Below are 23,799 nucleotides of genomic sequence, written 5' to 3'. Positions count from 1 at the left end.
CTGTATTAGCTCATCGACAGCAGTGAGTTAGCACGCTGCTCATTTTCATCAACGCTGCTGATGACCTTCATCTGCATCTCAAAGCGACGTGCGCTGGCGATCATATCGGTCATCGCGGCAACCGGCTTCACGTTGCTCCCCTCCAGCACGCCCGACATCACGCGGATGGTGGGATCGGCCTGCAGGGTAGCGCCTCGGGTCGCCTGAGCAGCCTGGCTGAGACGGAACATGCCGTCATCGCCACGCACCACTTCAGCCCCGGTCGCCTTGACCAGCTTCAGCTTGCCAATGGGTGATACCGTATTCGGCGGATCGCCGGGGGTCAGCGCCGAGACGGTGCCGTCCGCCGCAATGGTGATCTCCGCTCCTTCCGGCACGGCAATCGGACCCGCGTCGCCCATCACCGGGTTGCCCTGGATGGTCAGCTGACCCGTCGGGCTCACCTGCATATTACCGTTGCGGGTATAGCCCTCGGTGCCGTCCGGGGTCTGCACTGCCAGCCAGCCGTCCTGTTGCAGGGCAACGTCCAGCGGGCGGGAGGTGTAGTCCATCTGGCCCTGGGTCATATCCGCGCCGGGGGTAGACGCCGCCACCAGCGTACGGGTAGGCAGCGACAGGCCCTCTACCGGCACGGCGCGCAGCGCGTTGAGCTGCGCACGGAAGCCCGGCGTAGAGGCGTTCGCGAGGTTGCTGGCCGTAACCGCCTGCTGGTTGAGCGTCTGGCTGGCCGCGCCCATCGCGGTATATATTGCGTGATCCATGAAGCCGTCCCGTCAGGCGCTTAGCGCAGGTTAACCAGGGTGTTAAGGATCTGATCCTGGGTTTTGATGGTCTGCGCGTTTGACTGATAGTTACGCTGCGCGACGATCATGTTGACCAGCTCTTTACTCAGATCGGTGTTGGATGCTTCCAGTGCGCCGTTGGTCAGGGTACCGAAGTTACCGCTGCCTGCGGTGCCCAGCAGCGCCACGCCGGAGGACTGGGTCGCCGTCCAGACGTTGTCGCCTTCAGAGGCCAGGCCTTCGTTGTTAGCGAAGTTAGCCAGCACGATCTGACCCAGCAGCTGGTTCTGCTCGTTAGAGTAGTTACCCACTACGGTGCCGTCGTCGTTGATCTGGTAGCTCACCAGGTCACCCGGCTTGTAGCCGTTCTGGTTAGTGGCCACGATGTTGTTCGCGCCGGTGTTCTGCTGCATGGAGTTCAGGAAGCTCAGGCTGAAGGTCGCCGGGGTCGCGCCCGGGATCGTCGCCGTCGTCACGCTGGCGGTACCGCCGGAGGTCAGCGCGCCGGTGTTGCTAAAGCCCAGCGTGGTAGAGAGCGTCGCAGGGCTGTTTGCCACGCTGCTGTCCTGGGTGTAAACGTTCCAGGTGTTGCTGGCCGTGCTCTTCACGAAGTAGACGTTCATGTCGTGAGAGTTACCCTGGCTATCGAAAACGGTCACCGAGCCTTTTTTGTTGTAGCTGTCGGCATTGGTCGGATCGAAGGCCACGGTCGGCGCTGCATCGGTGGAGTTCAGGTTGATCTGCATCGCCGCGGTGTCGGTGGTTTTCGCCGCCATCAGGGTGTTTGGAATGGAGATCGCCGTCGGGTTTGCGCCCTGCTGAATGGTCGGTGGGGTGCCGGAGGCCGGGAAGCCGGTCAGCTGCAGGCCCTGCATGTTAACGATGTTGCGGTTTTCGTCCAGCTTGAACTGGCCGTTACGGCTGTAGAATACCGAACCGTTGCTGTCGACCAGACGGAAGAAACCGTTCTGGCTGATGGCGACGTCCAGGCCGCGACCGGTGTTGGTGGTCGTGCCGTCGGTGAAGTCCTGGGTAATGCCCGCTACCTTCACGCCGAGACCGACTTTAGAACCGGCAAACATATCGGCGAAGGACGCGGTGCCAGATTTAAAGCCATAGGTGGCGGAGTTGGCAATGTTGTTACCAATGACATCGAGGTTGGTGGCCGCAGCATTCAGGCCGCTGACCGCTTGTGAGAAGGCCATGACTTACTCCTGATAAGTGTAAAGGCTTATATAATCTGCCGTACTTCGTCGAGGGTGGTGGTACCGTAGGTACCCAAATCTAAGGTGTTACCGGTGCTGCTTTTGGTGACGCCCTGCACCAGCGCAAACTGCAGCGGCTGAGCCACCAGCTGGGTAGAGCCGTTGCTGGCGCTGATGGAAACGGTGTAGGCGCTGTCCGGTGCGGCGGTGCCGTCGGTCATCTTGCCGTCCCAGCTAAAGGTGTGAACACCCGCGCTCAGGCCGCCAATATCAATGGTGCGTACCACAAGACCATTTTTATCAGTAATGGTGGCGGTGACTTTATCTGCCGGCTGGGTCAGCTCAACGCCAAACGGCGTGGTGGTTTCGCTGCCTGCCAGCACGGTGGTGCCCGGGATCATCACCCCGTGACCGATCAGCGTGCTCGCCTGCAGCGACTGGCTGTTGTCAATCTGACCGGAGATCGCGCCGAGGGTGGTATTGAGCTTCTCAATGCCGCTCACGGTATTGATCTGCGCCAGCTGAGTGGTCAGCTCGTTGTTCTCCATCGGATTGGTGGGATCCTGGTTTTTGAGCTGGGCCACCAGCAGCGTTAAGAAGCTGCTCTGCAGGTCCGTTGCGCTACTGCCGGAGGTCGCGCTGGTCGTTTTCGATGTGGCGGTAGTGCTGCTGGTAGTGTCGTTGAGATTTACAGCGATAGACATGCGACTCTCCTTTACGAGCCAAGCGTGAGCGTTTTCAGCATCATGCTCTTCACGGTGTTAAGTACTTCAACGTTTGCCTGGTAGCTGCGTGAAGCGGACATGGAGTTAACCATCTCGCCGACGACGTCTACGTTGGGCATCCGCACGTAGCCTTTGGCATCGGCAAGCGGGTTGCCTGGCTCAAAGACCAGCTTCTCCGGAGCCTGGCTCTCAATGACGTTGGCGACCTTGACGCCGCCGGTGGCTGCACCTGGAGCCGCATTTACCTGAAACACCACCTGCTTGGCACGATAAGGCTGGCCGTCGGGACCGGTAACGCTGTCGGCGTTCGCCAGGTTACTCGCCGCCACGTTCAGTCGCTGTGACTGAGCCGTCAGCGCCGATCCGGCGATATCAAAAATGTTCAGTAATGCCATCTATTAATTCCCCCCCTGCAGTACGCTCATCATGCCTTTGATCTGTCCACCCAGAACGCTCAGCCCGGTCTGGTATTGCAGGCTGTTATCGGCAAACTGGGTACGCTCCCGGTCCATATCGACGGTGTTACCGTCCAGCGATGGCTGATCGGGAATGCGATAGAGCAGTTCAGTAGACGGTGCGGCGATGGTCTGGGCAGGAATATGGCGAGCGGAAGTCAGTGCCAGCGATACCCCGCTGCTTTCGGCCCGGCCGCGCTCCATCACTTTTTTAAGTTCGCTGGCAAAATCCATATCGCGCGCCTGATACCCCGGGGTATCGGCGTTGGCAATATTGGCAGCCAGAACTTCCTGGCGCTGGGCGCGCAGGTTTAATGCTTCTTGCTGAAATCGTAGCGCGGCATCGAGTTTATCGAGCATGTCTCCCCCGCTGATGACTATTACGCTGATGAGAAATTGACAGATGACAGCTTAAAGGTCAGAGGGCACGCCTTATCGTTGGAATAAACGCAAAATGCGTCGCTATTTATTGCGTTGATAGATTTGCACTCCGGGTAAAATCCCCTCACTTTCTCATCCAGGCAGGAGTTCGCCATGCACAGTGTGAAAAGCCTCTGCGCAGCCCTATTGCTGTTCGTCAGCCCCTTTGCGGCCGCGCAGGATCTCACTGCCCAGCTGACCACCTTTTTTGCCCAGCGGCTGGCAGGCTTTAGCGATGAGGTCGCCGTCACCGTGCGCACACCGGCTAACCTGCTGCCTGCCTGTGAACAACCGGCGCTGAGCGTCGCGGGTAACGCCAAGCTGTGGGGCAACGTTAACGTGCTGGCCCAGTGCGCCAATGAGAAACGCTATTTGCAGGTTACGGTAGAGGCGACCGGCAACTACGTGGTGGCGGCCCAGGCTATTACCCGCGGCAGCACGCTCGAACCGGGTAGCGTGACCCTCAAACGTGGCCGTCTGGATCGACTTCCGCCGCGCACCATGCTGGATATCAACCAGGCCCAGGATGCGGTTAGCCTGCGCGATCTGGCGCCAGGCCAGGCGATTCAGCTCTCGATGCTGCGCCAGTCGTGGCGGATAAAAGCCGGACAGCGGGTGCAGGTGATCGCCAGCGGCGACGGCTTTAGCGTAAACGGTGAAGGCCAGGCGCTGAACAACGCCTCGGTGGCGCAAAATGCCCGCGTGCGCATGACCTCGGGTCAGGTGGTCAGCGGAACGGTAGCGCCTGATGGGAATATTCTTATTAACCTGTAATCTTTTTAAAGAATTTGCGGCACCTGCCGATAATTAAGCAATATATGATGATGGCAAGCCACAATGGCCGCGAACCCTCGATGAGGACAACACTATGAGCATTGATCGTACATCGCCTTTAAAGTCGGTTAGCACTGTCCAACCGCGCGAAACTCACGATACTCAGACCCCAAAAGCGCGTCTGGAAAAATCCGCTACTGCGAACAGTACCAGCGTCACCATTAGCAATGCGCAAACCAAGCTGACCCAGGCGGGCAGTGAAGATATCAATATGGAGCGCGTGGAAGCCCTGAAAACCGCGATCCGCAACGGCGAGCTGAAAATGGATACCGGCAAAATTGCCGACGCCCTGATTAGCGAAGCGCAGAGTTTCCTACAGAGTAAGTGAGCGTATGAGCAAACTGTCAGAAGTTCTTGATCAAATGACAGTTATCCTGAACGCGCTGAAAGGCGTGATGGATGCTGAGCAACAACATCTTTCTGCGGGCCAGATTAACGGCAGCGCGCTACAGCGTATTACCGAAGAGAAGAGTTCGTTGCTCGCCACGCTGGACTATCTTGAACAGCAGCGTCGTACCGAACAGAATATGCAGCAGAGCGCAAATGATGATATCGCAGGCCGCTGGCTGACTATCACGAAAAAGACGCAGCACCTGCGCGAGCTTAACCAGCACAACGGCTGGCTGCTGGAAGATCAGATCCAGCGCAACAGGCAGGCGCTGGAGGTGCTAAAACCGCATCAGGAGCCCGCCCTCTACGGCGCGAATGGCCAGACCTCGGCTTCCCACCGCGGCGGCAAGAAAATCTCCATCTGATCTCGCACCGCACAGGCCCGGGCACCGCTGCCCAGGCCTGTTCTGTTTTATGCCGTCCGGCGAGCAAACTCCTTCACCTTAAAGCCCAGCAGCGCCAGCGTGGCGAAGTAGGCAATGCCTCCCACCGCCACCACCGCCATCAGACGCAGCAGTCGCCAGGCCATGGTGCCCTGCGACCACTCCGGCATCACCGAGAGCACGCCCAGCAGCGCGGCGGCCATCACTACAACGGCAATAACCAGACGCAGCAGAAAACGCTGCCAGCCCGGCTGCGGAGTAAAGATTTTCTGCTTGCGCAGCTGCCAGTAGAGCAGGCTGGCGTTGAGGCAGGCCGCCAGGCCAATGGACAGCGCCAGTCCGGCGTGTTTGAGCGGGCCGATAAAGGCCAGGTTCATCAGCTGGGTCATAATCAGCGTGACGATAGCGATCTTGACCGGGGTTTTGATGTCCTGACGCGAGTAGAAGCCCGGTGCCAGTACCTTCACCACAATCAGCCCCATCAGCCCCACGGAGTAGGCCACTAGCGCCCGCTGAGTCATCAGCGCGTCGGTAGCGGTGAATTTGCCGTACTGGAACAGCGATACCGTCAGCGGTTTGGCGAGGATCCCCAGCGCCACGGCGCTCGGCAGCGCCAGCAGGAAGCAGAGGCGCAGGCCCCAGTCCATCAGGCGGCAGTACTCGTCCTGGTTGCCGCTGGCAAAGCTGCGGGAGAGCGACGGCAGCAGAATGGTGCCCAGCGCCACGCCCAGTATGCCAGAGGGGAACTCCATCAGGCGGTCGGCGTAGTACATCCACGACACCGAGCCGGAGGCGAGAAACGAGGCAAAAATGGTGTTGATGATCAGCGAGATCTGGCTGACCGAGACGCCAAGGATCGCTGGCCCCATCTGCTTAACTACGCGGAGTGACCCTTCATCACGCAGGCTGATGCGCGGCAGCACCAGCATGCCGATCTTTTTGAGGTGCGGCAGCTGGTAAAAAAGTTGCAGTACGCCCCCGACGGTCACCGCCCAGGCCAGCGCCAGCACCGGCGGGTGAAACAGCGGTGCGGCAAAGAGCGCAAAGCCAATCATGCTGACGTTTAAAAGGGTAGGCGCAAAGGCTGGCACCGAGAAGCGGTTCCAGGTATTGAGGATCGCCCCCACCAGCGAGGCCAGCGAAATCAGCAAAATGTAGGGAAAGGTGATCTTCAGCAGCTGGGTGGTGAGCGCAAACTTGTCGGCGGTATCGGCAAAGCCCGGCGCGGTGACCATGATCACCCAGGGTGCGGCCAGCATCCCGGCAATGGTCACAATCGCCAGTACCAGCGTGAGCAGGCCAGAGACATAGGCGACAAAGACGCGGGTCGCATCCTCACCCTCTTTGCTTTTGTACTCGGCGAGAATGGGCACAAACGCCTGGGAAAACGCGCCTTCTGCAAAGATACGGCGCAACAGGTTGGGAAGCTTGAACGCGACAAAAAAGGCGTCGGTTGCCAGGCCTGCGCCAAATACCCGCGCCACGATGGCATCGCGGGCAAAGCCCAGCACGCGGGAAAAGAGAGTCATCGAGCTGACCGCAGCCAGCGATTTTAATAAATTCATTACCGTATTAATCCGAACCCTGCGGCAAAACGCCTGCATAGCAGGCGTTAGAAGAAGCGCTTAGTCTACCTGGATTGCGATGAAATACTACATCCAGAAACTATTACCAGATACTACAGCGAGTTATTCAACCATCGCCTCGCGCCAGAGCCTGTCGATGATGCGCTGGGCCAGCACCGCCTGCTCGCCGGAGGTTTCAGGCGCAGTCTGATTTTTCACACAGGTGATAAAGTGCTGGGCGCAGCCCACGAAGCCGCGCTGCTCCAGAGTGCTTTGCCAGCCGGGAATGGGACGCAGCGTAATGCCGCTGCCCTGCTCTTCCCGCCACTCGCGCATATCGGTCACGTCATACAGGCCGCCGTCGGTCACCGCCTGCACCCACTCGCGCTGGCTACCCGCCCGGCGATGCATGCTGGTGGTGATTTGCAGGGCGTCGTGGCTAAAGTGGTGCTCGGCGTAGATCATCGCCCCCTCGTCGTTGGTCAGCAGCGTGCCGCCGTTAAGCTGGCCTTCGCCTCCCGCCAGCCACAGGGCGGTGTCCACCACGTGAAGGTAGTCGTCCAGCAGCGTAAAGCGCAGATCGTGCGGCCCGACGCTGTCGCTCCGGTGCTTATCCATGCGCAGCGAGGCCCCGCTGGCGAGGCGGGTTTTCAAGTCGCGATACAGGGGTGCAAAGCGACGGTTGAAGCCGACCATCAGGATCAGCTTTTTACGCGCGGCCAGCGCCACCAGCCGCTCGGCATCGGCAAGGTTCTCCGCCAGCGGCTTATCGACGCAGACGTGGACCCCGGCGTTTAAAAGTTCGCTCACCACCGCGTAGTGCGAGGCCGTAGAGGTGTGAACGAACACGGCATCGCACTGGGCGGCCAGCTCCGGCAGCGATCCGGCGTAGGGCATCCGCCAGCGCTGGCAAATGTCTAACGCCTTCTCCCGCGACGGTGACCAGGCCGCCTGCAGCGTCCAGTCGGTGGCCGCGCCCAGCACCGGCAGCCAGGCTTTCTGAGCAATACCGCCCAGCCCCACTACGCCTATGCGTAACTGTGTCATGGTTAATCTCCCAGGTGTGCCAGCAGTGAATCGAGACGCTGCTTCAGTTCGGCGACCTCGCCCTCCAGCACCGCCACCCGCGCCGCGAGATCCTCGGGCTGTGGCGCGTCGCGCTCTACGGAGGTGGCTTCCGGAGCCGCCTCGCCGCTAAACAGGTGCATATAGCGGCTTTCACGTTTGCCCGGCTCGCGCGGCAGACGAACCACAAAGGGCCCATCCTCCCGCGTCGCCAGCGCCTCTAAGGTCTTTTCGACTTCCGGCACGTCAGCAAACTCATGCATTCTTGCCGCCCGCATCCGCAGCTCGCCTGGGGTCTGCGCGCCGCGCAGCAGCAGCGTGGTGATGAGCGCCATCTCGCCGCTGCTGAGCTTGAGGTTACCAAACTCGGAGTTACAAAAGCGCTGCTCGTATTTTGTGACCCGGTTGCCGAAGCCGCTGACGTTGCGCAGGTAGTGGCGCTTGACCAGCGTGTCGAGGAGATCCTGCACCTCGGCGTCGCTGAGAGACATAACGGGTTCACGGTTGGTTTTCTGATTGCAGGCGCTGACCACTGCATTCAGAGAGAGGGGGTACTGCTCGGGCGTCGTCACCTGCTTCTCCAGCAGGCAGCCAATAATCCGCGCTTCGGCGGGGCTTAACAGAATTTTCATTTTCGTCTTTCCTTAGTTGCGGCCTGCGGTCCACTCCTGGGTGGTCAGCGCCGTCAGGACGTGATCGCGCCACTCGCCGTCGATCAGCAGATAGGCTTTGGCATAGCCCTCTTTTTCAAAACCCAGCCGCGCCAGCAGGCCGCCGCTGCGCTGATTATGCGGCATGTAGTTGGCCATAATGCGGTGAATATGCTGGGTGCGCTGCATATAGCGGATCGCGGCGGTCAGCGCCTCAAACATCAGCCCCTGCCCCTGCCACTTCTGCCCGATTGAGTAGCCCAGATAGCAGGCGTGAAACGAGCCGCGTACGACGTTAGAGAAGTTGGCGACGCCCATGATCTCTTTTTCATCGGGATCGAACAGCGCAAAATAGAAGGCGCTTCCCTGCTTGTGAAATTCGTTAATCATGCTGAGGCGCGCCTGCCAGCCGGACGGATAGCAGTGGCTCTCATCGCGGATGGGCTCCCAGGGCTTTAAAAACTGGCGGTTCTCTGCGTAATAGTCTGCTAAACGCCATGCATCGCGCTCATGCACTAAACGCACCACCAGCCGGTCCGTCGTCAAGCGCACTTTTGGAACGTTGTTACGATAGCCGAACATTCATCACCACTCCTGTCAAAACGTCTTGTTACCCCTGCGAATAACTATACCTGCGCCAGGCCACTATTACGATAAAGAGCATCAATCAAAGCGTTGCTTTGATAAAAAAATATCGTCGCCGCAGCGGTGGGAAAATGGTCAGCAACCACGCAAAATAGCAGGGTAACTATTTTGACATTCCCAGGAGGGGAGATGTCCCGCGTATCGCAGGCCAGGCGCCTGGGTAAATATTTCCTGCTCATCGATAATATGCTGGTTGTGCTGGGTTTTTTTGTTGTCTTCCCGCTTATTTCTATTCGTTTTGTGGATCAGCTCGGCTGGGCCGCCCTGATGGTGGGCATTGCCCTCGGCCTGCGCCAGCTTATTCAGCAGGGGCTGGGGATCTTCGGCGGTGCTATCGCCGACCGCTTTGGTGCTAAGCCGATGATCGTCACCGGCATGCTGCTGCGGGCCGCCGGGTTCGCCACTATGGCCGTGGCGCAGGAGCCGTGGCTGCTATGGAGCTCGTGCATCCTCTCCGGCCTCGGCGGCACGCTGTTCGATCCGCCGCGCTCGGCGCTGGTGGTCAAGCTGATCCGCCCGCACCTGCGCGGACGCTTCTTCTCGCTGCTGATGATGCAGGATAGCGCCGGGGCGGTGATCGGTGCCCTGCTCGGCAGCTGGCTGCTGCAGTACGATTTCCGCCTGGTGTGCGCCACCGGCGCGGTGATCTTTGTCCTCTGCGCCGCCTTCAACGCCTGGCTGCTGCCAGCGTGGCGGCTCTCGACGGTGAAAACCCCGGTGCGGGAGGGGCTTAGTCGGGTGATGAACGACAAACGCTTCGTGACCTACGTTCTCACCTTAACTGGCTACTACATGCTGGCCGTACAGGTGATGCTGATGCTGCCGATCATGGTGAACGACATCGCTGGCTCCCCCGCAGCGGTGAAGTGGATGTATGCCATTGAGGCAAGCCTGTCGCTGACCCTGCTCTACCCGCTCGCCCGCTGGAGCGAAAAACGCTTTCGCCTTGAGCAGCGTCTGATGGCTGGCCTGGTGTTTATGACCTTCAGCCTGCTGCCGATTGGCATGGTGAGCTCGCTACAACAGCTCTTTACATTAATTTGCACGTTCTATATCGGCTCGATTATTGCCGAACCGGCGCGGGAAACGCTGAGCGCTGAGCTGGCGGACGCCCGGGCGCGGGGCAGTTATATGGGCTTTAGCCGCCTGGGTCTCGCCTTCGGCGGATTCCTTGGCTACGCGGGGGGTGGCTGGCTGTTCGACGCCGGAAAAGCCTTCAGCCAGCCCGAGCTGCCGTGGATGATGCTGTCGGCGATTGGCCTGGTAACGCTCTTTGCGCTGTGGTGGCAGTTCATCCCCCGACATCCCCAGACAGGGGTGCTCGAACCGGAGGCCTGATTTGAAAGGCGCTTTTTTCTCTTCCATACTGATGGTTACGGACAACCATCACCTGGAGGGGAAACGTGAAGCTCTATATTTACGACCACTGCCCGTACTGCCTGAAAGCCCGCATGATCTTCGGCCTGAAAAATCTGCCGGTCGAACTTAACGTGTTGCTCAACGATGATGAAGCCACGCCCACCCGTATGATTGGCCAGAAGATGGCCCCGATCCTGCAAAAAGATGACAGCCGCTACATGGCCGAGAGCCTGGACATTGTGAAGTACGTTGACCAGCTCGACGGCGAGCCGCTGCTGACCGGCGCACGTAAGCCAGCCATTGAGGCATGGCTGCGCAAGGTCAACGAGTACACCAATCGCCTGCTAATCCCACGCTTTGCCAAAGCGCCGTTTGATGAGTTTGCGACGCCGGAAGCGCGCGCTTACTTCACCAAGAAAAAAGAGGCGGCTATCGGCGACTTTAGCGAGCATCTTGCCCATACGCCGGGGCTGGTGAAAAAAATCAGCGATGACCTGCGCGATCTGGATAAGCATATTGTCCAGCCTAACGCGGTTAACGGTGAACTCTCTGAGGATGATATCCACCTCTTCCCGCTGCTGCGTAACCTGACGATTGTGCCCGGTATTGTCTGGCCCACCCGCGTCGCCGACTATCGCGACAACATGGCCAAACAGACGCAAATTAACCTCCTCTCCTCTATCGCAATTTAACCTCTGGTTCGGCGGAAGCGCAGGTTTCCGCCACCGCTTTCAGCCTTTTCTGCTGTTACGCCTCCCGCTGGTACGCCAGGCTGCTTTATGTCACGATGGCATAAATGGATGGCTTTTGAGGGATCCCATGAAGAAGATTTTATTTGCCGCAGCCCTTGTCGCAGGCGGCCTGCTGGCAGGTTGCAACCAGCTCACCCAGTACACCGTCAGCGAGCAGGAGATCAACCAGGCGCTGCAAAAGCACAACAATTTCTCCCGCGATATTGGCCTGCCGGGCGTGGCGGATGCGCATATCGTGCTAAATAACCTGGTCAGCGCCATCGGGCGCGAAGATCCGGGCAAAGTTACGCTCTCCGGCGATGCCGGGCTGGATCTTAACTCTCTGTTCGGCAGCCAGCAGGCCACCGTCAAGCTGAAGCTCAAGGCGCTGCCGGTCTTCAATAAAGAGAAAGGGGCGATCTTTCTCCAGCAGATGGAGGTGGTAGACGCCTCGGTAATGCCGCAGAAGATGCAGCCGGTGGTGCAGACCCTGATCCCCTACCTGAACCAGGCCCTGCAAAACTACTTTAACCAGCAGCCTGCCTACGTCTTAAGCGAAGACAGCAGCAAAGGCGAAGCGCTGGCGAAAAAGTATGCCAAAGGGCTGGAGATTAAAGCGGGTGAGATTGTTATTCCCTTTGTTAACTGACGCGTAGGCGCAGCGTAATTTTTGCACCTCGGTCAGGAAAGAGGTGCAAACGAAAACGTTTACGCCTATGCTTAGTGCCCGGCATAAAACCAGCCATTACTGACTTCACTTTAGCCGGAGCACTACCATGACAGCACAACCCCAGGTTTTAAAAATTCGCCGCCCTGACGACTGGCACGTACATCTGCGCGACGGCGATATGTTGAAGACTGTGGTGCCCTACACCAGTGAAACCTATGGCCGCGCTATCGTGATGCCAAACCTGGCACCGCCGGTGACCACCGTCGAGGCCGCCATCGCCTACCGCCAACGTATTCTTGCCGCCGTCCCTGCCGGCCACGACTTTACCCCGCTGATGACCTGCTACCTTACCGACTCGCTGGATCCCAACGAGGTTGAGCGCGGCTTCCGCGAAGGGGTCTTTACCGCAGCCAAGCTCTATCCGGCCAACGCCACCACCAACTCCAGCCATGGGGTGACCAGCATTGACGCTATCATGCCGGTGCTGGAGCGGATGCAGACGCTGGGTATGCCGCTGCTGGTGCATGGCGAAGTGACCCACGCCGAGATCGACATCTTCGATCGCGAGGCGCGCTTTATTGAGACGGTGATGGAGCCGCTGCGCCAGCGCCTGCCCGCACTGAAGGTGGTGTTTGAGCACATCACCACGAAAGATGCAGCCGACTATGTACGCGAGGGCAATGAGCTGCTGGCGGCCACCATCACCCCGCAGCATCTGATGTTTAACCGTAACCATATGCTGGTGGGCGGCGTACGCCCGCACCTCTACTGTTTGCCTATCCTCAAGCGTAACGTTCACCAGCAGGCGCTGCGTGAGCTGGTCGCCAGCGGCTTCGAGCGTGCCTTCCTTGGCACCGACTCTGCCCCGCATGCGCGCCTGCGTAAAGAGGCCAGCTGCGGCTGTGCAGGCTGCTTCAACGCCCCGACGGCGCTGCCCAGCTATGCCACCATCTTTGAAGAGATGAACGCGCTAGCGCATTTTGAAGCCTTCTGTTCGCTTAACGGCCCGCGCTTCTACGGCCTGCCGGTCAACGAGAGTTACGTAGAGCTGATCCGCGAAGAGGAGCAGGTGCCGGAAAGCATCGCCCTCACTGACGATACGCTGATCCCGTTCCTGGCGGGCGAACGCGTTAACTGGCGGATCCGTCGCTAAAAAAGAGTTTGCTCCCTGTTGTAAGTTCTGCGTCTATACTGTATAAAAATACAGTACATTACTCAGGGGGCAATCATGCGTATCGAAGTGACTATCGCTAAAACAACACCCTTACCGCCGGGCGCGATTGACGCGCTGGCAAGCGAACTCTCCCGCCGTCTGCAGAGCGACTATCCCGACACTGAAGGCAAGGTGACCGTCCGCTATGCAGCCGCCAACAACCTCTCTGTTCTCGGCGGTGCCAAAGGTGATAAAGAACGCGTTAGCGAGATCCTCCAGCAAACCTGGGAGAGCGCGGACGACTGGTTTACGCAGGATTAATGGTTGTTTCCCTATTGTGCTTTTGCCGGGTCGCCCCGGCTTTTTTCATTTTTAGGCATTATTCTGATGGTGCCGCTTATCTCTGTAATAAGTAAGCCGTAATTAGGCCTTTTCTTGTTCAAAAAATTCTAAGAAAGTTCAGAAAAAATGCCCCCCATTTTTTTATTGGCGCAATCTGCTTAATTATTGATATACTTAAGTTGCTTCAATAAACACGCATTGAACCTCAAGAGTCGTTGTCTCTACACACGCATTTAGGGGGTTAAAATGGTAAAAAATAATGAAGTCATTCAAACCCATCCGCTCGTAGGGTGGGACATCAGCACCGTGGACAGCTACGATGCGCTGATGCTGCGCCTGCACTACCAGACCCCAAATCACGCCGACCGTGACGACACCGAGGTCGGACAGACTCTGTGGTTAACGACCGACGTTGCTCGTCAATTTATATCCATTCTAGAAGCCGGCATTGCCAAGATTGAATCTGGCGACTACCAGGAAAACGAGTACAAGCGGCATTAGTGAATGATCATTTTTCAACCACCAGGCACCCATAGGGTGCCTTATTTATTTCTGGCTTGTATAACGTCGGCGGGTTAATTACTCTCCTGAGCACGCGTTTTTGCCAGGAGAGCCTAATGAAATACGATCTAATTATTATCGGCAGCGGTTCAGTCGGCGCGGCGGCGGGCTATTATGCTACCCGCGCCGGGTTGAAGGTGCTGATGACCGATGCCCATATGCCGCCCCACCAGCAGGGTAGCCATCATGGCGATACGCGGCTGATCCGCCATGCCTACGGCGAGGGCGAAAAGTATGTCCCGCTGGTACTCAGAGCGCAGGCGCTGTGGGAAGAGCTGGCAGCAGAGAGCGGCGAAGAGGTGTTTATTCGCAGCGGCGTAGTTAACCTGGGGCCCGCCCACTCTGATTTTCTGCGCAACGTTGCGCAGAGCGCACAGCAGTTCAACCTTAACGTTGAGCAACTCGACGCTGCCGCACTGATGGCGCGCTGGCCTGAATTTCGCGTGCCGGACGACTATATTGCCCTGTTCGAAGCCGACTCTGGCGTGCTGAAGAGCGAGCTGGCGATAAAAACCTGGATCCGCCTCGCCCGGGAAGCGGGCTGTGCACAGCTGTTTAACTGCCCGGTGACGGCGATCCATCACCATGATGATGGCGTGACCATTGAGACGGCTGACGGCGAGTATCAGGGTACGAAGCTGCTGGTCAGTGCCGGAACCTGGGTTAAGCAGCTGCTACCCGCCCTGCCCATTCAGCCGGTACGCAAGGTGTTTGCCTGGTATCAGGCCGATGGCCGCTACAGCAGTAAAAACAACTTCCCTGCCTTTACCGGCGAGCTGGCCAACGGTGACCAGTACTATGGTTTTCCGGCAGAAGACGATGCGCTTAAGATTGGCAGGCACAACGGCGGGCAGTCTATCAGCAGCGAAGACGAGCGCCTGCCCTTTGGCCGCGTCGCCACTGACGGCTCAGAGTGCTTCCCGTTCCTTCGCCAGTGCCTGCCCGGCATCGGCGGCTGCCTGTACGGTGCCGCCTGCACCTATGATAATTCGCCGGATGAGGACTTTATCATCGATACGCTGCCGGAGAGCACCAACACGATGGTTATCACCGGCCTCAGCGGACACGGGTTTAAGTTTGCGTCGGTGCTGGGCGAGATTGTCGCTGACTTTGCCGCAGGTAAAACGCCAGCGTTTGACTTAACCCCCTTTTCACTGCGACGTTTCATGGCAGGATAAGCAAAAGGCCCCTCGCGGGCCTGTTCACGCTTAATTATCCCTGGAGATATAATGCGCCGGCTATTTACTTACCTCATAGAAAACGTCCGTGAACATTTGATGGCCTATATTGCCTTCTGGTTGCTGCTGGCCTTAATTGACTTTATTTATATACTCTATGCCGGATAGGTAATATTGACAAAAGTTGACATTACTTTAATAAAACCTAATTTTCGCGCAGTTTTTTTGAATGAAAGTAAGCAGGCTAATCAGCCTGCAAGCTCAGTAACAGGCTCATTTTTCCAATGTGAGACGAAATCATTGAAGGTCATAAGGTAAATTATGACGAAAAAACTGAACAAAATTAAATAGCCTCTCCTTTTGTTATTTTTAAGTTGCATTAATATTTTTTGCAGGCCATTTTAAGTTAACTTTATATTTGAGTATGGTTAACTCTATGCAACTGCGTAATTCTGCTCGCCGCTATGGTGCGGTCTCTATTGCGTTACACTGGCTGGTTGCCCTTGTGGTTTACGGCATGTTTGCCCTTGGTCTATGGATGGTGACGCTGAGCTATTATGATGGCTGGTATCATCAGGCCCCGGAGCTGCATAAAAGCATCGGCGTACTGCTGATGATGGGCCTGGTGGTTCGCCTGATCTGGCGTCATGTCTCTCCGCCGCCGAAAGCATTAGCCTCTTACTCCCGTCTGACTCATGTCGCCGCCATTGGCGCGCACATTACTCTCTACGCCCTGCTGTTCGCCATTGTGATCAGCGGCTATCTGATCTCTACCGCTGACGGTCAAGCCATTAGCGTATTTGGCTTGTTTGAGATCCCCGCTACCCTGACCGACGCCGGTGCGCAGGCCGATCTCGCGGGTACTTTACATCTGTGGCTGGCATGGAGCGTGGTCATTCTCTCCGTGCTGCACGCCCTGGCTGCCCTTAAACACCATTTTATTGATAAAGACGACACCCTCAAACGTATGTTGGGTAAATCGTCCCCTGACTCTGGAGCATAAGATGAAGAAAAACCTGCTGGCATTAACCTTCGGTGCGCTGCTGTTCACCACCGGCTCTGCCGTGGCCGCTGATTACAAAATCGATAAAGAGGGCCAGCACGCCTTCGTTAACTTCCGTATCCAGCACCTTGGCTACAGCTGGCTATACGGTACCTTTAAGGACTTCAACGGGACATTTACCTTTGACGAACAGAACCCTGCTGCGGATAAGGTCAACGTCACTATCAATACCAATAGCGTCGATACCAACCACGCCGAGCGTGATAAACACCTGCGCAGCGCGGACTTCCTCAACGTAGCGAAATTCCCGCAGGCGACCTTCGCCTCTACCGGGGTTAAGAAAGATGGCGACGAGCTGGATATCACCGGCAACCTGACCCTTAACGGCGTGACCAAGCCGGTGACCCTGGAAGCGAAGCTGATTGGACAGGGGGACGATCCGTGGGGCGGCGTACGCGCGGGCTTTGAAGCCGAAGGCAAAATCAAGCTGAAGGACTTCAACATTAATACCGATCTGGGTCCGGCATCGCAGGAAGTGGATCTGATTATCTCCGTCGAAGGCGTGCGCCAGAAATAGCGCCGCCTCGCAGAGCCCCTGCCGGGATGGTGCCCGGCAGGGTTGCAACGCTTACTCGGGGTCCGGAATGCCTAATTTGGTATTCAGGCGACCGCGGGATTTATTGAAGATCTTATTCCCGTTCTCACGCCCCGCCCGGCGGCGGCGCTGCTCCTCTTCCGGCAGCTCACGCTCCGTCTGGCACAGCTCGCTACAGCAGCCTTTAAACTTCTCCGCGCATGACGGGCACTGAATGAACAGCAGGTGGCAACCGTCGTTCAGGCAGTTGGTATGGCTGTCGCACGGCGTCCCGCACTGGTGGCAGTGGGCAATCACATCTTCAGAGATGCGCTCTCCCATCCGCTCGTCAAAAACAAAATTTTTACCGATAAAGCGTACCGGCAGGCCCTGCTCCCGCGCCCGGCGCGCGTACTCAATAATCCCGCCTTCGATATGCCAGACCTTATTGAAGCCGTTGTGCTTCATCCACGCGCTGGCCTTCTCGCAGCGAATGCCGCCGGTGCAGTACATAACGATCTTTTTATCTTTATGCTCCTGCATCATGTCGACCGCCTTCGGCAGCTGCTCGCGGAAGGTGTCCGCCGGGATCTCCAGCGCCCGCTCGAAGTGGCCCACTTCATACTCGTAGTGGTTACGCATATCGATAAAGATCGCATCGGGATCGTCCAGCATGGCGTTGACCTCAGCGGCCTTCAGGTAATCACCGACGTCGCTGGCGTCAAAGGTCGGATCGTCGATACCGTCGGCCACGATGCGATCACGTACCTTCATGCGCAATACCCAGAATGATTTACCGTCATCATCCAGAGCTACGTTCAGACGCAGGCCGTCCAGTGCCGGATCGAAGGCGTAAAGGCAGGCACGCAGAGCCTCAAACTGGCTCTCCGGAACGCTTATTTGCGCATTAATCCCTTCATGGGCCAGATAGATGCGACCAAAAACGTTCAGAGCGGTCAATGCCTTGTATAATGCATCGCGAGTGGTCTGAGGATCGATAATGGTAAAGTATTGATAGAATGAGACAGTGATGCGCGGCTCGGTTTCGGCAAGCATACGCGCCTTCAGCTCCTCATTCGAAATGCGGTTGTGTAACACTGGCATGGTGTACGTTTCCTGCGTTCGGTGAATGATGAATGAAAATCGGGCAGCATCATAAAGCAATTACTGTTAATTTACATCCCTGGCGTTTACGTTACATTTGCACACCAGAATGATTAAAAAGGAGAACCGGCGTTGGATAACAGGAAAGACCAAACGCATTTACCCCAATTTTCAGCAGCGTTGCTGCACCCTCGCTACTGGCTGACGTGGTTCGGCATAGGGATTTTATGGCTTATCGTCCAGCTTCCCTACCCGCTCCTCTACCGCCTGGGCTCGGGTCTTGGCCGTCTGGCCATGCGTTTTATGAAGCGCCGGGCGCACGTTGCTATGCGCAACCTTGAGCTGTGCTTTCCTGAGATGAGCGCCAATGAGCGTCATGCCCTGGCGGTAAAGAACTTTGAATCCACCGGCATGGGCCTGCTGGAGACCGGCATGGCCTGGTTCTGGTCAGATAAGCGTCTTGCCCGCTGGATGGAGGTCATCAATTTTGAACCTGTGTACGAGCTACAGCGGCAAAAGCGCGGTATTTTGCTGATCGGCGTGCACTTTTTAACCCTTGAGCTGGGCGCACGCATGTTCGGGATGCAGACGCCGGGCATTGGCGTTTATCGTCCCAACGACAATCCGGTGATCGACTGGCTGCAAACATGGGGACGCCTGCGCTCCAATAAAAGCATGCTCGACCGCAAGGATCTGAAAGGCATGGTGAAGGCGCTGAAGAACGGTGAAGTCGTCTGGTACGCGCCGGACCATGACTACGGCCCGCGTGCCAGCGTCTTTGTGCCGCTGTTCGGCGTCGACCAGGCTGCAACCACCTCGGGGACCTGGATGCTCTCGCGTCTCTCTGGCGCAGCGCTGGTTCCCTTTGTTCCACGCCGCAAAGCCGACGGCAAAGGCTACGAGCTGGTGATGCTGGATCCCGAGCTGTCCCCGCCGCTGGACGATGCTGAAACCACCGCGGCCTGGATGAATAAGGTTGTCGAGAAGTGCATTCTGATGGCCCCGGAACAGTACATGTGGCTGCACCGCCGCTTTAAAACCCGCCCCGAGGGCGTGCCGTCCCGCTACTGAGTATTGCGTCCCGTAACGCCGGATGGCGGCATAACGCCCTGTCCGGCCTGCCCACCCTCTCGCCCGCCCGTGAATTATTTTCCGCAATCATTCTTGTAAAATCTCAGATTCAACTATTCTTTCCCTGAACAACATGTCAATTTCACAGGGAGAAACCAATGACCATGTACGCCACGCTGGAAGAAGCCATTGATGCTGCTCGTGAAGAGTTTTTGGCCAACAGTCCGGAACTGGACGAAGAGAGCGCCAATATTCAGCAGTTTAATATGCAGAAGTATGTGCTACAGGATGGCGAGATCATGTGGCAGGTGGAATTTTTTGCCGATGAGGGCGAAGACGGGGAGTGTCTGCCATTGTTGACCGGTGAAGCCGCGCAGAGCGTTTTCGACGGTGACTTCGATGAGATCGAGCTGCGTCAGGAGTGGCTGGAGGAGAATACCCTCCATGAGTGGGATGAGGGTGAATACCAGCTCCAACCGCCGCTGGATACCGAAGAGGGTCGCACCGCAGCGGACGAGTGGGACGAGCGTTAATTACTCGTAGGGACCGTGATGCGCATCAATAGGCAGCAGAAGCGTGTCAAAGACCAGCGAGAAAGGCAGATCCAGCACGGTGAGATAGCGCCACTTTGAGTCGCGCACGTCCCACTGGACGCCGGGGTAGTACTGGTTTCCATGTCCCTGCCCCGGAAGAGTACGACTGATAATGCTGCCGCACCCGCTAAGCAGCATCGCCATGATCGCCAGAGTGATTATCCGCATAATTCATCCCATATAAAAATACCGGCTACTGGGCCGGTATTGTTTTTGCCGGGTGGCGCTACGCTTACCCGGCCTACTTACTCTGTAGGTCCGTGCAAGCGCAGCGCCGCCGGGCGTTGCAAACTTATTTCGTTTTCAACGCCTCGTATTCGCTAATCCATGAGGAGTAGCGTTCCGGCGAAGACCAGACCCGATAGTGCATACGTGACATTGTCACCGGATCGCTCAGCAACACCAGACGGCGATCGCGGGTGAGCTTGTCCGGCGTCTCGTTCAGCGCCTGCTCAACGTGACGATCGCGGGCAATCTCCAGCACCTGGCTTGCCCGGTGACGGGCGGTTGCCATGGCGGTAGCCAGCGCATTATACGACGGGTTGAATACCGCGTGCATAAAGCCATTTTCCAACGAACGCGCACGGTTCAGCGTCAGGTATCTATCGGTATCTACCAGCACCTGCGGCGGGGAATACTCTTCCGGGATCAGGAACAGCTTCCAGCGCTTGGTACGCAGGCCTACCGTCGCCCGGCTCGAAATCACCGAGACAAACGGAGAGAGGATCAGCGAGACAACGATCGGTGCCAGCCAGAACAGGAAGCGCAGATCCAGCCACGCCATGCCGATTGCCCATACCAGGCCAAGCAGCATCTGCGAGCCGTGACGCATAAACGCCTCGCCCCACGGGGTAGAGTCATCGTCACGCTGGGGTGAGTTCCAGACCACTTCCCAGCCGAGGAACGCGCTGACCACGAACACGGTGTGGAACAGCATACGCACCGGAGCCAGCAGCACGGAGAACAGCACCTCCAGCAGCAGCGACGCCGTCACGCGCAGGAATCCACCGTACTCTTTCGTGCCCTTGCACCAGATAAGGATGATGCTCAGCAGCTTCGGCAGGAACAGCAGCACCATGGTCGAAGCAAAGAGCGCGATCGCCAGCTCCGGACGCCACTGCGGCCAGACCGGGAACAGCTGTCGCGGCTGCAGGAAGTACTGCGGCTCGGTCAGGGCGTGAACCACCTGCAGCGCCGTCGAGAGCGCGAGGAACATAAACCACAGCGGCGCAGAGAGGTAGGACATCACCCCGGTCAGGAATACCGCGCGGTGTACCGGGTGCATCCCTTTTACCAGGAACAGGCGGAAGTTCATCAGGTTACCGTGGCACCAGCGGCGGTCACGTTTCAGCTCATCCAGCAGGTTCGGCGGCAGCTCCTCATAGGAGCCAGGCAGATCGTAGGCGATCCACACCCCCCAACCGGCGCGACGCATCAGAGCTGCCTCAACGAAGTCGTGAGAGAGGATAGAGCCAGCAAACGAGCCCTCGCCCGGCAGCGGCGCCAGCGCACAGTGCTCAATAAACGGCTGCACGCGGATGATGGCGTTATGGCCCCAGTAGTGCGACTCCCCAAGCTGCCAGAAGTGCAGACCGGCAGTAAACAGCGGCCCATAAACGCGGGTAGCAAACTGCTGGCAACGCGCGTAAAGGGTATCCATGCCGGACGCACGCGGCGACGACTGAATAATACCGGCGTTCGGGTTAGCTTCCATCAGACGCACCAGACCGCACAGGCAGTCACCGGTCATCACGGAGTCTGCATCCAACACCACCATGTAGCTGTACTGGCTGCCCCAGCGGCGGCAGAAGTCATCGATATTACCGCTTTTACGCTTCACGCGACGGCGGCGGCGGCGATAGAAGATCTGCCCTTCGCCCTGCACCTCGGCAATCAGCTCCATCCACGCCTTTTGCTCTGCTACGCAGATATCGGGGTTGTAGCTGTCGCTGAGTATATAGACGTCGAAGTGCTCGGCGTTACCCGTTGCCTTTACCGACTCCCAGGTTGCACGCAGACCGGCGAAGACGCGATCGACGTCCTCGTTACAGATCGGCATGATCAACGCGGTACGGTGCTGCGGGTTGAGCGCCTCATCCCCTACCGTAGAGGCTGAAATGCTGTATTTGTCGCGACCGATCAGCAGCTGAAGGAAGCCCATCAGCGCCGTCCAGAAGCCGGCCGACACCCAGCAGAAGAGCACCGCAAAGAGGATCAGGATCCCGGTTTGCAGCACATAGGGTAGAAGCTGCATAAAGGAGACAAGCAGATCCTGGCCCATCATATCTTCCGGGGCGATCAGCGCCCAGCCCTGATACGGGAGAATAGTTTTCATATACCACGTGGCCACCACCGTCTGGGCGATAGTCAGCAGCAGCAGAATGTAACGGCGGATAGAACCCACCGCACGCCATTTCTGCTCGTTGGCCTGCTGCTCTTTCGTCAGACGGGACAGGTAGCGCGGCGGCACGTCGCGACCGCGTAGACGATCCCAGAAGCGGCCGATCGGGTTGGTACGCCACGGATCGGGGAACATTGAGGAACGCTTCGCCTCAGGCATTGCCTTCAGCTGAGTACGCCCTTCATCGTCCTTGATCAGCTGGCCTTCCGCCAGCGAATCCGGCCATTGGTGTTCAAGACGCGCCTGCACTGAACCCAGCGGAGTGTCATCGTCCCGCTCATAGCGACGATGCTCAGCATCCAGCGCTTCGTGCACGGCGCGCAGATCCGTTGTCGGCAGCGCCGCTTTCCCCTCAGCGGAAAGCGACAGCGCGTCGATATACTCAGTTGTCTTATTCATTGGCAGGTAGCTGATAGCTCCAGGTTTCACTCAGCGGCTGCTCGGCATTTACCAGCGCAGCACGCATATCGGTCGTCTTTTTCTGGTCTTTAACCTTAACGCGCAAGGTTAAACGCCATCCCTGAGTGACCGGGTTATAGCGCACAACGTTTTCAACGATTTCACCGTTATCACCGATGCTGACCTGGGCAGTAACCGGGGTATCCTGCGCCAGTTTTTTCATCTCTTCCCCGGTGAAGTCGACGACAAACGCCAGAGTACCGTCCGGCTGGCGGATCAGGTTGGACTGTTTGACATCGCCAGTAGAGCGGCGCGTCTGCGTAACCCAGGCGTTATCCGGGGCGTGCAGTTTGTCTTCATCGCGGCTAAAGGTGATGGTGTACTTGAAGTTCATCTCTTTACCGGCTTCCGGCAGCTGATCCGGCGTCCAATAGGCCACGATGTTGTCGTTGGTCTCATCGTTGGTCGGGATCTCTACCAGCTCGATTTTACCTTTGCCCCACTCGCCTTTCGGTGTGACCCAGGCGCTTGGACGCTGATCGTAGCGATCGTCGATATCTTCGAAGCGGCTAAACTCGCGGCCACGCTGCAGCAGGCCAAAGCCCTGCGGGTTTTCCATGGCATAGCTGCTTACGGCCAGGTGTTTCGGGTTGTTCAGCGGACGCCAGATCCACTCGCCGTTGCCGGCATGCATTGAGAGGCCGTTGGAGTCATGCAGCTCCGGGCGATAGTTCGTCGCCGGTGACGGCTGGTTTGGCCCAAACAGGAACATACTGGTCAGCGGGGCGACGCCCAGCTTGCCGACTTTATCGCGCAGGTAGACTTTTGACTGCACGTCCACCACGGTGTCACGGCCTGGGATCACCACAAACCGGTAAGCGCCGGTTGCACGCGGAGAATCCAGCAACGCATAGATGGTCAGACGCTTGTCGGTGGGCTTCGGACGCTCGACCCAGAACTCGCGGAAGTGTGGAAACTCTTCGCCGGACGGCAGCGCGGTATCAATGGCGAGACCACGGGCGGAGAGGCCATAGACCTGACCGGCTCCGATTACGCGGAAGTAGCTCGCCCCCAGCATGCTGACAATTTCATCGTTCTTGTCTTTGCTGTTGATGGGATAGAGAACCTTAAAGCCGGCGAAGCCTAAATCTTTGACCGTATCCTTGTCATGCTGGACGTTGCCAAAATTGAAATAGTCCGGATTGTACTTGATCTTATGCACGGCCGACGCCGTCACTTCATTGACGGTTACGGGCAGGTCGAAGTACATACCCTGGTGATAGAACTCAAGCTTGAATGGGGTTTTAACGTTGTTCCAATACGCTTTGTCGTGATTGAATTGAATCTGCTGATAGTCCGCGTATTTCATGTCGCGGAAGACAGAGGGCAGGTTGCTTTTCGGGGCTTCATAGCCTTTTGCGGCTAATGACTGCGCCTGTTTTGCTACGTCATCGATGTTAAAGGCCCAACCCGATGAAGAGTACAGGGATAACAGCACCGCTGCGCCTAACCAACGCATTTTCATCACTTGTAGATTATGT

The 23,799-nt window shown here is 57.6% G+C and carries 28 protein-coding genes; 15 read left to right on the top strand and 13 right to left on the bottom strand.

Going from position 1 to position 23,799, the window contains the following annotated elements; translation table 11 throughout:
• Positions 1–5: 5 nt before the first annotated feature.
• The 5 genes from EV102420_RS13875 to flgB are packed head-to-tail and all read right to left on the bottom strand — an operon-like array spanning position 6 to position 3,527.
• Positions 6–761 carry a flagellar basal body rod protein FlgF gene (locus tag EV102420_RS13875; RefSeq protein WP_042392731.1) on the bottom strand — a complete coding sequence of 252 codons (756 nt, stop codon included), beginning with the start codon at positions 759–761 and terminating at the stop codon, positions 6–8.
• Between the two features lie 20 nt (positions 762–781).
• A complete protein-coding gene (gene flgE, locus EV102420_RS13870) occupies positions 782–1,987 on the bottom strand; it encodes a flagellar hook protein FlgE (RefSeq protein WP_042392729.1) in 1,206 nt (401 codons plus the stop codon).
• A 26-nt stretch (positions 1,988–2,013) separates the two neighbouring features.
• Complete coding sequence (flgD, locus tag EV102420_RS13865; protein WP_042392727.1) at positions 2,014–2,691, bottom strand: flagellar hook assembly protein FlgD; 678 nt, start codon at positions 2,689–2,691, stop codon at positions 2,014–2,016.
• A gap of 11 nt (positions 2,692–2,702) precedes the next feature.
• The gene (flgC, locus tag EV102420_RS13860; protein ID WP_042392725.1) at positions 2,703–3,107 is read right to left on the bottom strand and encodes a flagellar basal body rod protein FlgC; all 405 of its coding nucleotides are present in this window, start codon (positions 3,105–3,107) and stop codon (positions 2,703–2,705) included.
• Positions 3,108–3,110: 3 nt separating this feature from the next.
• Positions 3,111–3,527, bottom strand: coding sequence for a flagellar basal body rod protein FlgB (gene flgB / locus EV102420_RS13855; RefSeq protein ID WP_042392724.1), 417 nt, complete (start codon positions 3,525–3,527; stop codon positions 3,111–3,113).
• A 174-nt stretch (positions 3,528–3,701) separates the two neighbouring features.
• On the opposite strand from flgB, the gene flgA reads away from it, so the two are divergent.
• The 3 genes from flgA (at position 3,702) to flgN (ending at position 5,176) form a co-directional block, all read left to right on the top strand.
• Positions 3,702–4,361, top strand: coding sequence for a flagellar basal body P-ring formation chaperone FlgA (flgA, locus tag EV102420_RS13850; RefSeq protein WP_042392721.1), 660 nt, complete (start codon positions 3,702–3,704; stop codon positions 4,359–4,361).
• Positions 4,362–4,455: 94 nt separating this feature from the next.
• The gene (gene flgM, locus EV102420_RS13845; RefSeq protein ID WP_042392719.1) at positions 4,456–4,749 is read left to right on the top strand and encodes a flagellar biosynthesis anti-sigma factor FlgM; all 294 of its coding nucleotides are present in this window, start codon (positions 4,456–4,458) and stop codon (positions 4,747–4,749) included.
• Positions 4,750–4,753: 4 nt separating this feature from the next.
• Positions 4,754–5,176, top strand: coding sequence for a flagella biosynthesis chaperone FlgN (gene flgN, locus EV102420_RS13840; protein ID WP_042392716.1), 423 nt, complete (start codon positions 4,754–4,756; stop codon positions 5,174–5,176).
• 47 nt (positions 5,177–5,223) lie between these two features.
• Here the strand turns inward: flgN and murJ are convergent, their stop codons facing one another.
• The 4 genes from murJ to rimJ all read right to left on the bottom strand — a co-directional run bounded on the left by murJ (position 5,224) and on the right by rimJ (position 9,056).
• On the bottom strand, positions 5,224–6,759 hold the full coding sequence (gene murJ, locus EV102420_RS13835) for a murein biosynthesis integral membrane protein MurJ (protein WP_042392714.1): 1,536 nt from the start codon (positions 6,757–6,759) through the stop codon (positions 5,224–5,226).
• A 123-nt stretch (positions 6,760–6,882) separates the two neighbouring features.
• The gene (locus tag EV102420_RS13830) at positions 6,883–7,806 is read right to left on the bottom strand and encodes a Gfo/Idh/MocA family protein (RefSeq protein WP_042392712.1); all 924 of its coding nucleotides are present in this window, start codon (positions 7,804–7,806) and stop codon (positions 6,883–6,885) included.
• A 2-nt stretch (positions 7,807–7,808) separates the two neighbouring features.
• On the bottom strand, positions 7,809–8,456 hold the full coding sequence (locus EV102420_RS13825; RefSeq protein WP_042392710.1) for a YceH family protein: 648 nt from the start codon (positions 8,454–8,456) through the stop codon (positions 7,809–7,811).
• A gap of 12 nt (positions 8,457–8,468) precedes the next feature.
• A complete protein-coding gene (rimJ, locus tag EV102420_RS13820) occupies positions 8,469–9,056 on the bottom strand; it encodes a ribosomal protein S5-alanine N-acetyltransferase (protein ID WP_042392708.1) in 588 nt (195 codons plus the stop codon).
• 192 nt (positions 9,057–9,248) lie between these two features.
• Between rimJ and mdtH the strand changes: the two genes are divergently transcribed.
• From mdtH to EV102420_RS13775, 10 genes are all read left to right on the top strand, one after another.
• Complete coding sequence (mdtH, locus tag EV102420_RS13815; RefSeq protein ID WP_042392706.1) at positions 9,249–10,457, top strand: multidrug efflux MFS transporter MdtH; 1,209 nt, start codon at positions 9,249–9,251, stop codon at positions 10,455–10,457.
• A gap of 65 nt (positions 10,458–10,522) precedes the next feature.
• A complete protein-coding gene (gene grxB / locus EV102420_RS13810) occupies positions 10,523–11,170 on the top strand; it encodes a glutaredoxin 2 (RefSeq protein ID WP_042392704.1) in 648 nt (215 codons plus the stop codon).
• Between the two features lie 127 nt (positions 11,171–11,297).
• On the top strand, positions 11,298–11,858 hold the full coding sequence (locus tag EV102420_RS13805; RefSeq protein WP_042392701.1) for a lipoprotein: 561 nt from the start codon (positions 11,298–11,300) through the stop codon (positions 11,856–11,858).
• Positions 11,859–11,985: 127 nt separating this feature from the next.
• Complete coding sequence (pyrC, locus tag EV102420_RS13800) at positions 11,986–13,032, top strand: dihydroorotase (RefSeq protein WP_042392699.1); 1,047 nt, start codon at positions 11,986–11,988, stop codon at positions 13,030–13,032.
• A gap of 75 nt (positions 13,033–13,107) precedes the next feature.
• Positions 13,108–13,353 carry a DNA damage-inducible protein I gene (dinI, locus tag EV102420_RS13795; protein ID WP_042392697.1) on the top strand — a complete coding sequence of 82 codons (246 nt, stop codon included), beginning with the start codon at positions 13,108–13,110 and terminating at the stop codon, positions 13,351–13,353.
• 267 nt (positions 13,354–13,620) lie between these two features.
• On the top strand, positions 13,621–13,875 hold the full coding sequence (gene bssS, locus EV102420_RS13790) for a biofilm formation regulator BssS (protein ID WP_042392696.1): 255 nt from the start codon (positions 13,621–13,623) through the stop codon (positions 13,873–13,875).
• A 116-nt stretch (positions 13,876–13,991) separates the two neighbouring features.
• Positions 13,992–15,113 carry an N-methyl-L-tryptophan oxidase gene (solA, locus tag EV102420_RS13785; RefSeq protein ID WP_042392694.1) on the top strand — a complete coding sequence of 374 codons (1,122 nt, stop codon included), beginning with the start codon at positions 13,992–13,994 and terminating at the stop codon, positions 15,111–15,113.
• 51 nt (positions 15,114–15,164) lie between these two features.
• On the top strand, positions 15,165–15,281 hold the full coding sequence (locus EV102420_RS21465; RefSeq protein WP_072015265.1) for a YceO family protein: 117 nt from the start codon (positions 15,165–15,167) through the stop codon (positions 15,279–15,281).
• Between the two features lie 268 nt (positions 15,282–15,549).
• Positions 15,550–16,116: a cytochrome b gene (locus EV102420_RS13780; RefSeq protein ID WP_042392692.1), complete on the top strand. Its 567-nt coding sequence runs from the start codon at positions 15,550–15,552 to the stop codon at positions 16,114–16,116.
• Between the two features lies 1 nt (position 16,117).
• Positions 16,118–16,693 carry a YceI family protein gene (locus EV102420_RS13775; RefSeq protein WP_042392691.1) on the top strand — a complete coding sequence of 192 codons (576 nt, stop codon included), beginning with the start codon at positions 16,118–16,120 and terminating at the stop codon, positions 16,691–16,693.
• A gap of 51 nt (positions 16,694–16,744) precedes the next feature.
• Here the strand turns inward: EV102420_RS13775 and trhO are convergent, their stop codons facing one another.
• The gene (trhO, locus tag EV102420_RS13770; RefSeq protein WP_042392689.1) at positions 16,745–17,794 is read right to left on the bottom strand and encodes an oxygen-dependent tRNA uridine(34) hydroxylase TrhO; all 1,050 of its coding nucleotides are present in this window, start codon (positions 17,792–17,794) and stop codon (positions 16,745–16,747) included.
• Positions 17,795–17,926: 132 nt separating this feature from the next.
• Between trhO and EV102420_RS13765 the strand changes: the two genes are divergently transcribed.
• Complete coding sequence (locus EV102420_RS13765; protein WP_042392687.1) at positions 17,927–18,865, top strand: Kdo(2)-lipid IV(A) acyltransferase; 939 nt, start codon at positions 17,927–17,929, stop codon at positions 18,863–18,865.
• Positions 18,866–19,023: 158 nt separating this feature from the next.
• On the top strand, positions 19,024–19,398 hold the full coding sequence (locus EV102420_RS13760) for a MysB family protein (protein ID WP_042392686.1): 375 nt from the start codon (positions 19,024–19,026) through the stop codon (positions 19,396–19,398).
• On the opposite strand, the gene EV102420_RS13755 is transcribed toward EV102420_RS13760, so the two are convergent.
• The 3 genes from EV102420_RS13755 to mdoG all read right to left on the bottom strand — a co-directional run bounded on the left by EV102420_RS13755 (position 19,399) and on the right by mdoG (position 23,786).
• Complete coding sequence (locus tag EV102420_RS13755) at positions 19,399–19,626, bottom strand: YceK/YidQ family lipoprotein (protein WP_042392684.1); 228 nt, start codon at positions 19,624–19,626, stop codon at positions 19,399–19,401.
• A gap of 124 nt (positions 19,627–19,750) precedes the next feature.
• A complete protein-coding gene (gene mdoH / locus EV102420_RS13750; protein WP_042392682.1) occupies positions 19,751–22,258 on the bottom strand; it encodes a glucans biosynthesis glucosyltransferase MdoH in 2,508 nt (835 codons plus the stop codon).
• Complete coding sequence (mdoG, locus tag EV102420_RS13745; protein ID WP_106403934.1) at positions 22,251–23,786, bottom strand: glucans biosynthesis protein MdoG; 1,536 nt, start codon at positions 23,784–23,786, stop codon at positions 22,251–22,253. The genes mdoH and mdoG overlap by 8 nt, the downstream gene beginning before the upstream one ends.
• Positions 23,787–23,799 lie beyond the last annotated feature (13 nt).

The organism is Pseudescherichia vulneris NBRC 102420, from assembly GCF_000759795.1.
Classification (GTDB): domain Bacteria; phylum Pseudomonadota; class Gammaproteobacteria; order Enterobacterales; family Enterobacteriaceae; genus Pseudescherichia; species Pseudescherichia vulneris.
Note: the sequence above shows the minus strand (reverse complement) of the source record. Positions and strands in the feature narration are given on the sequence as shown.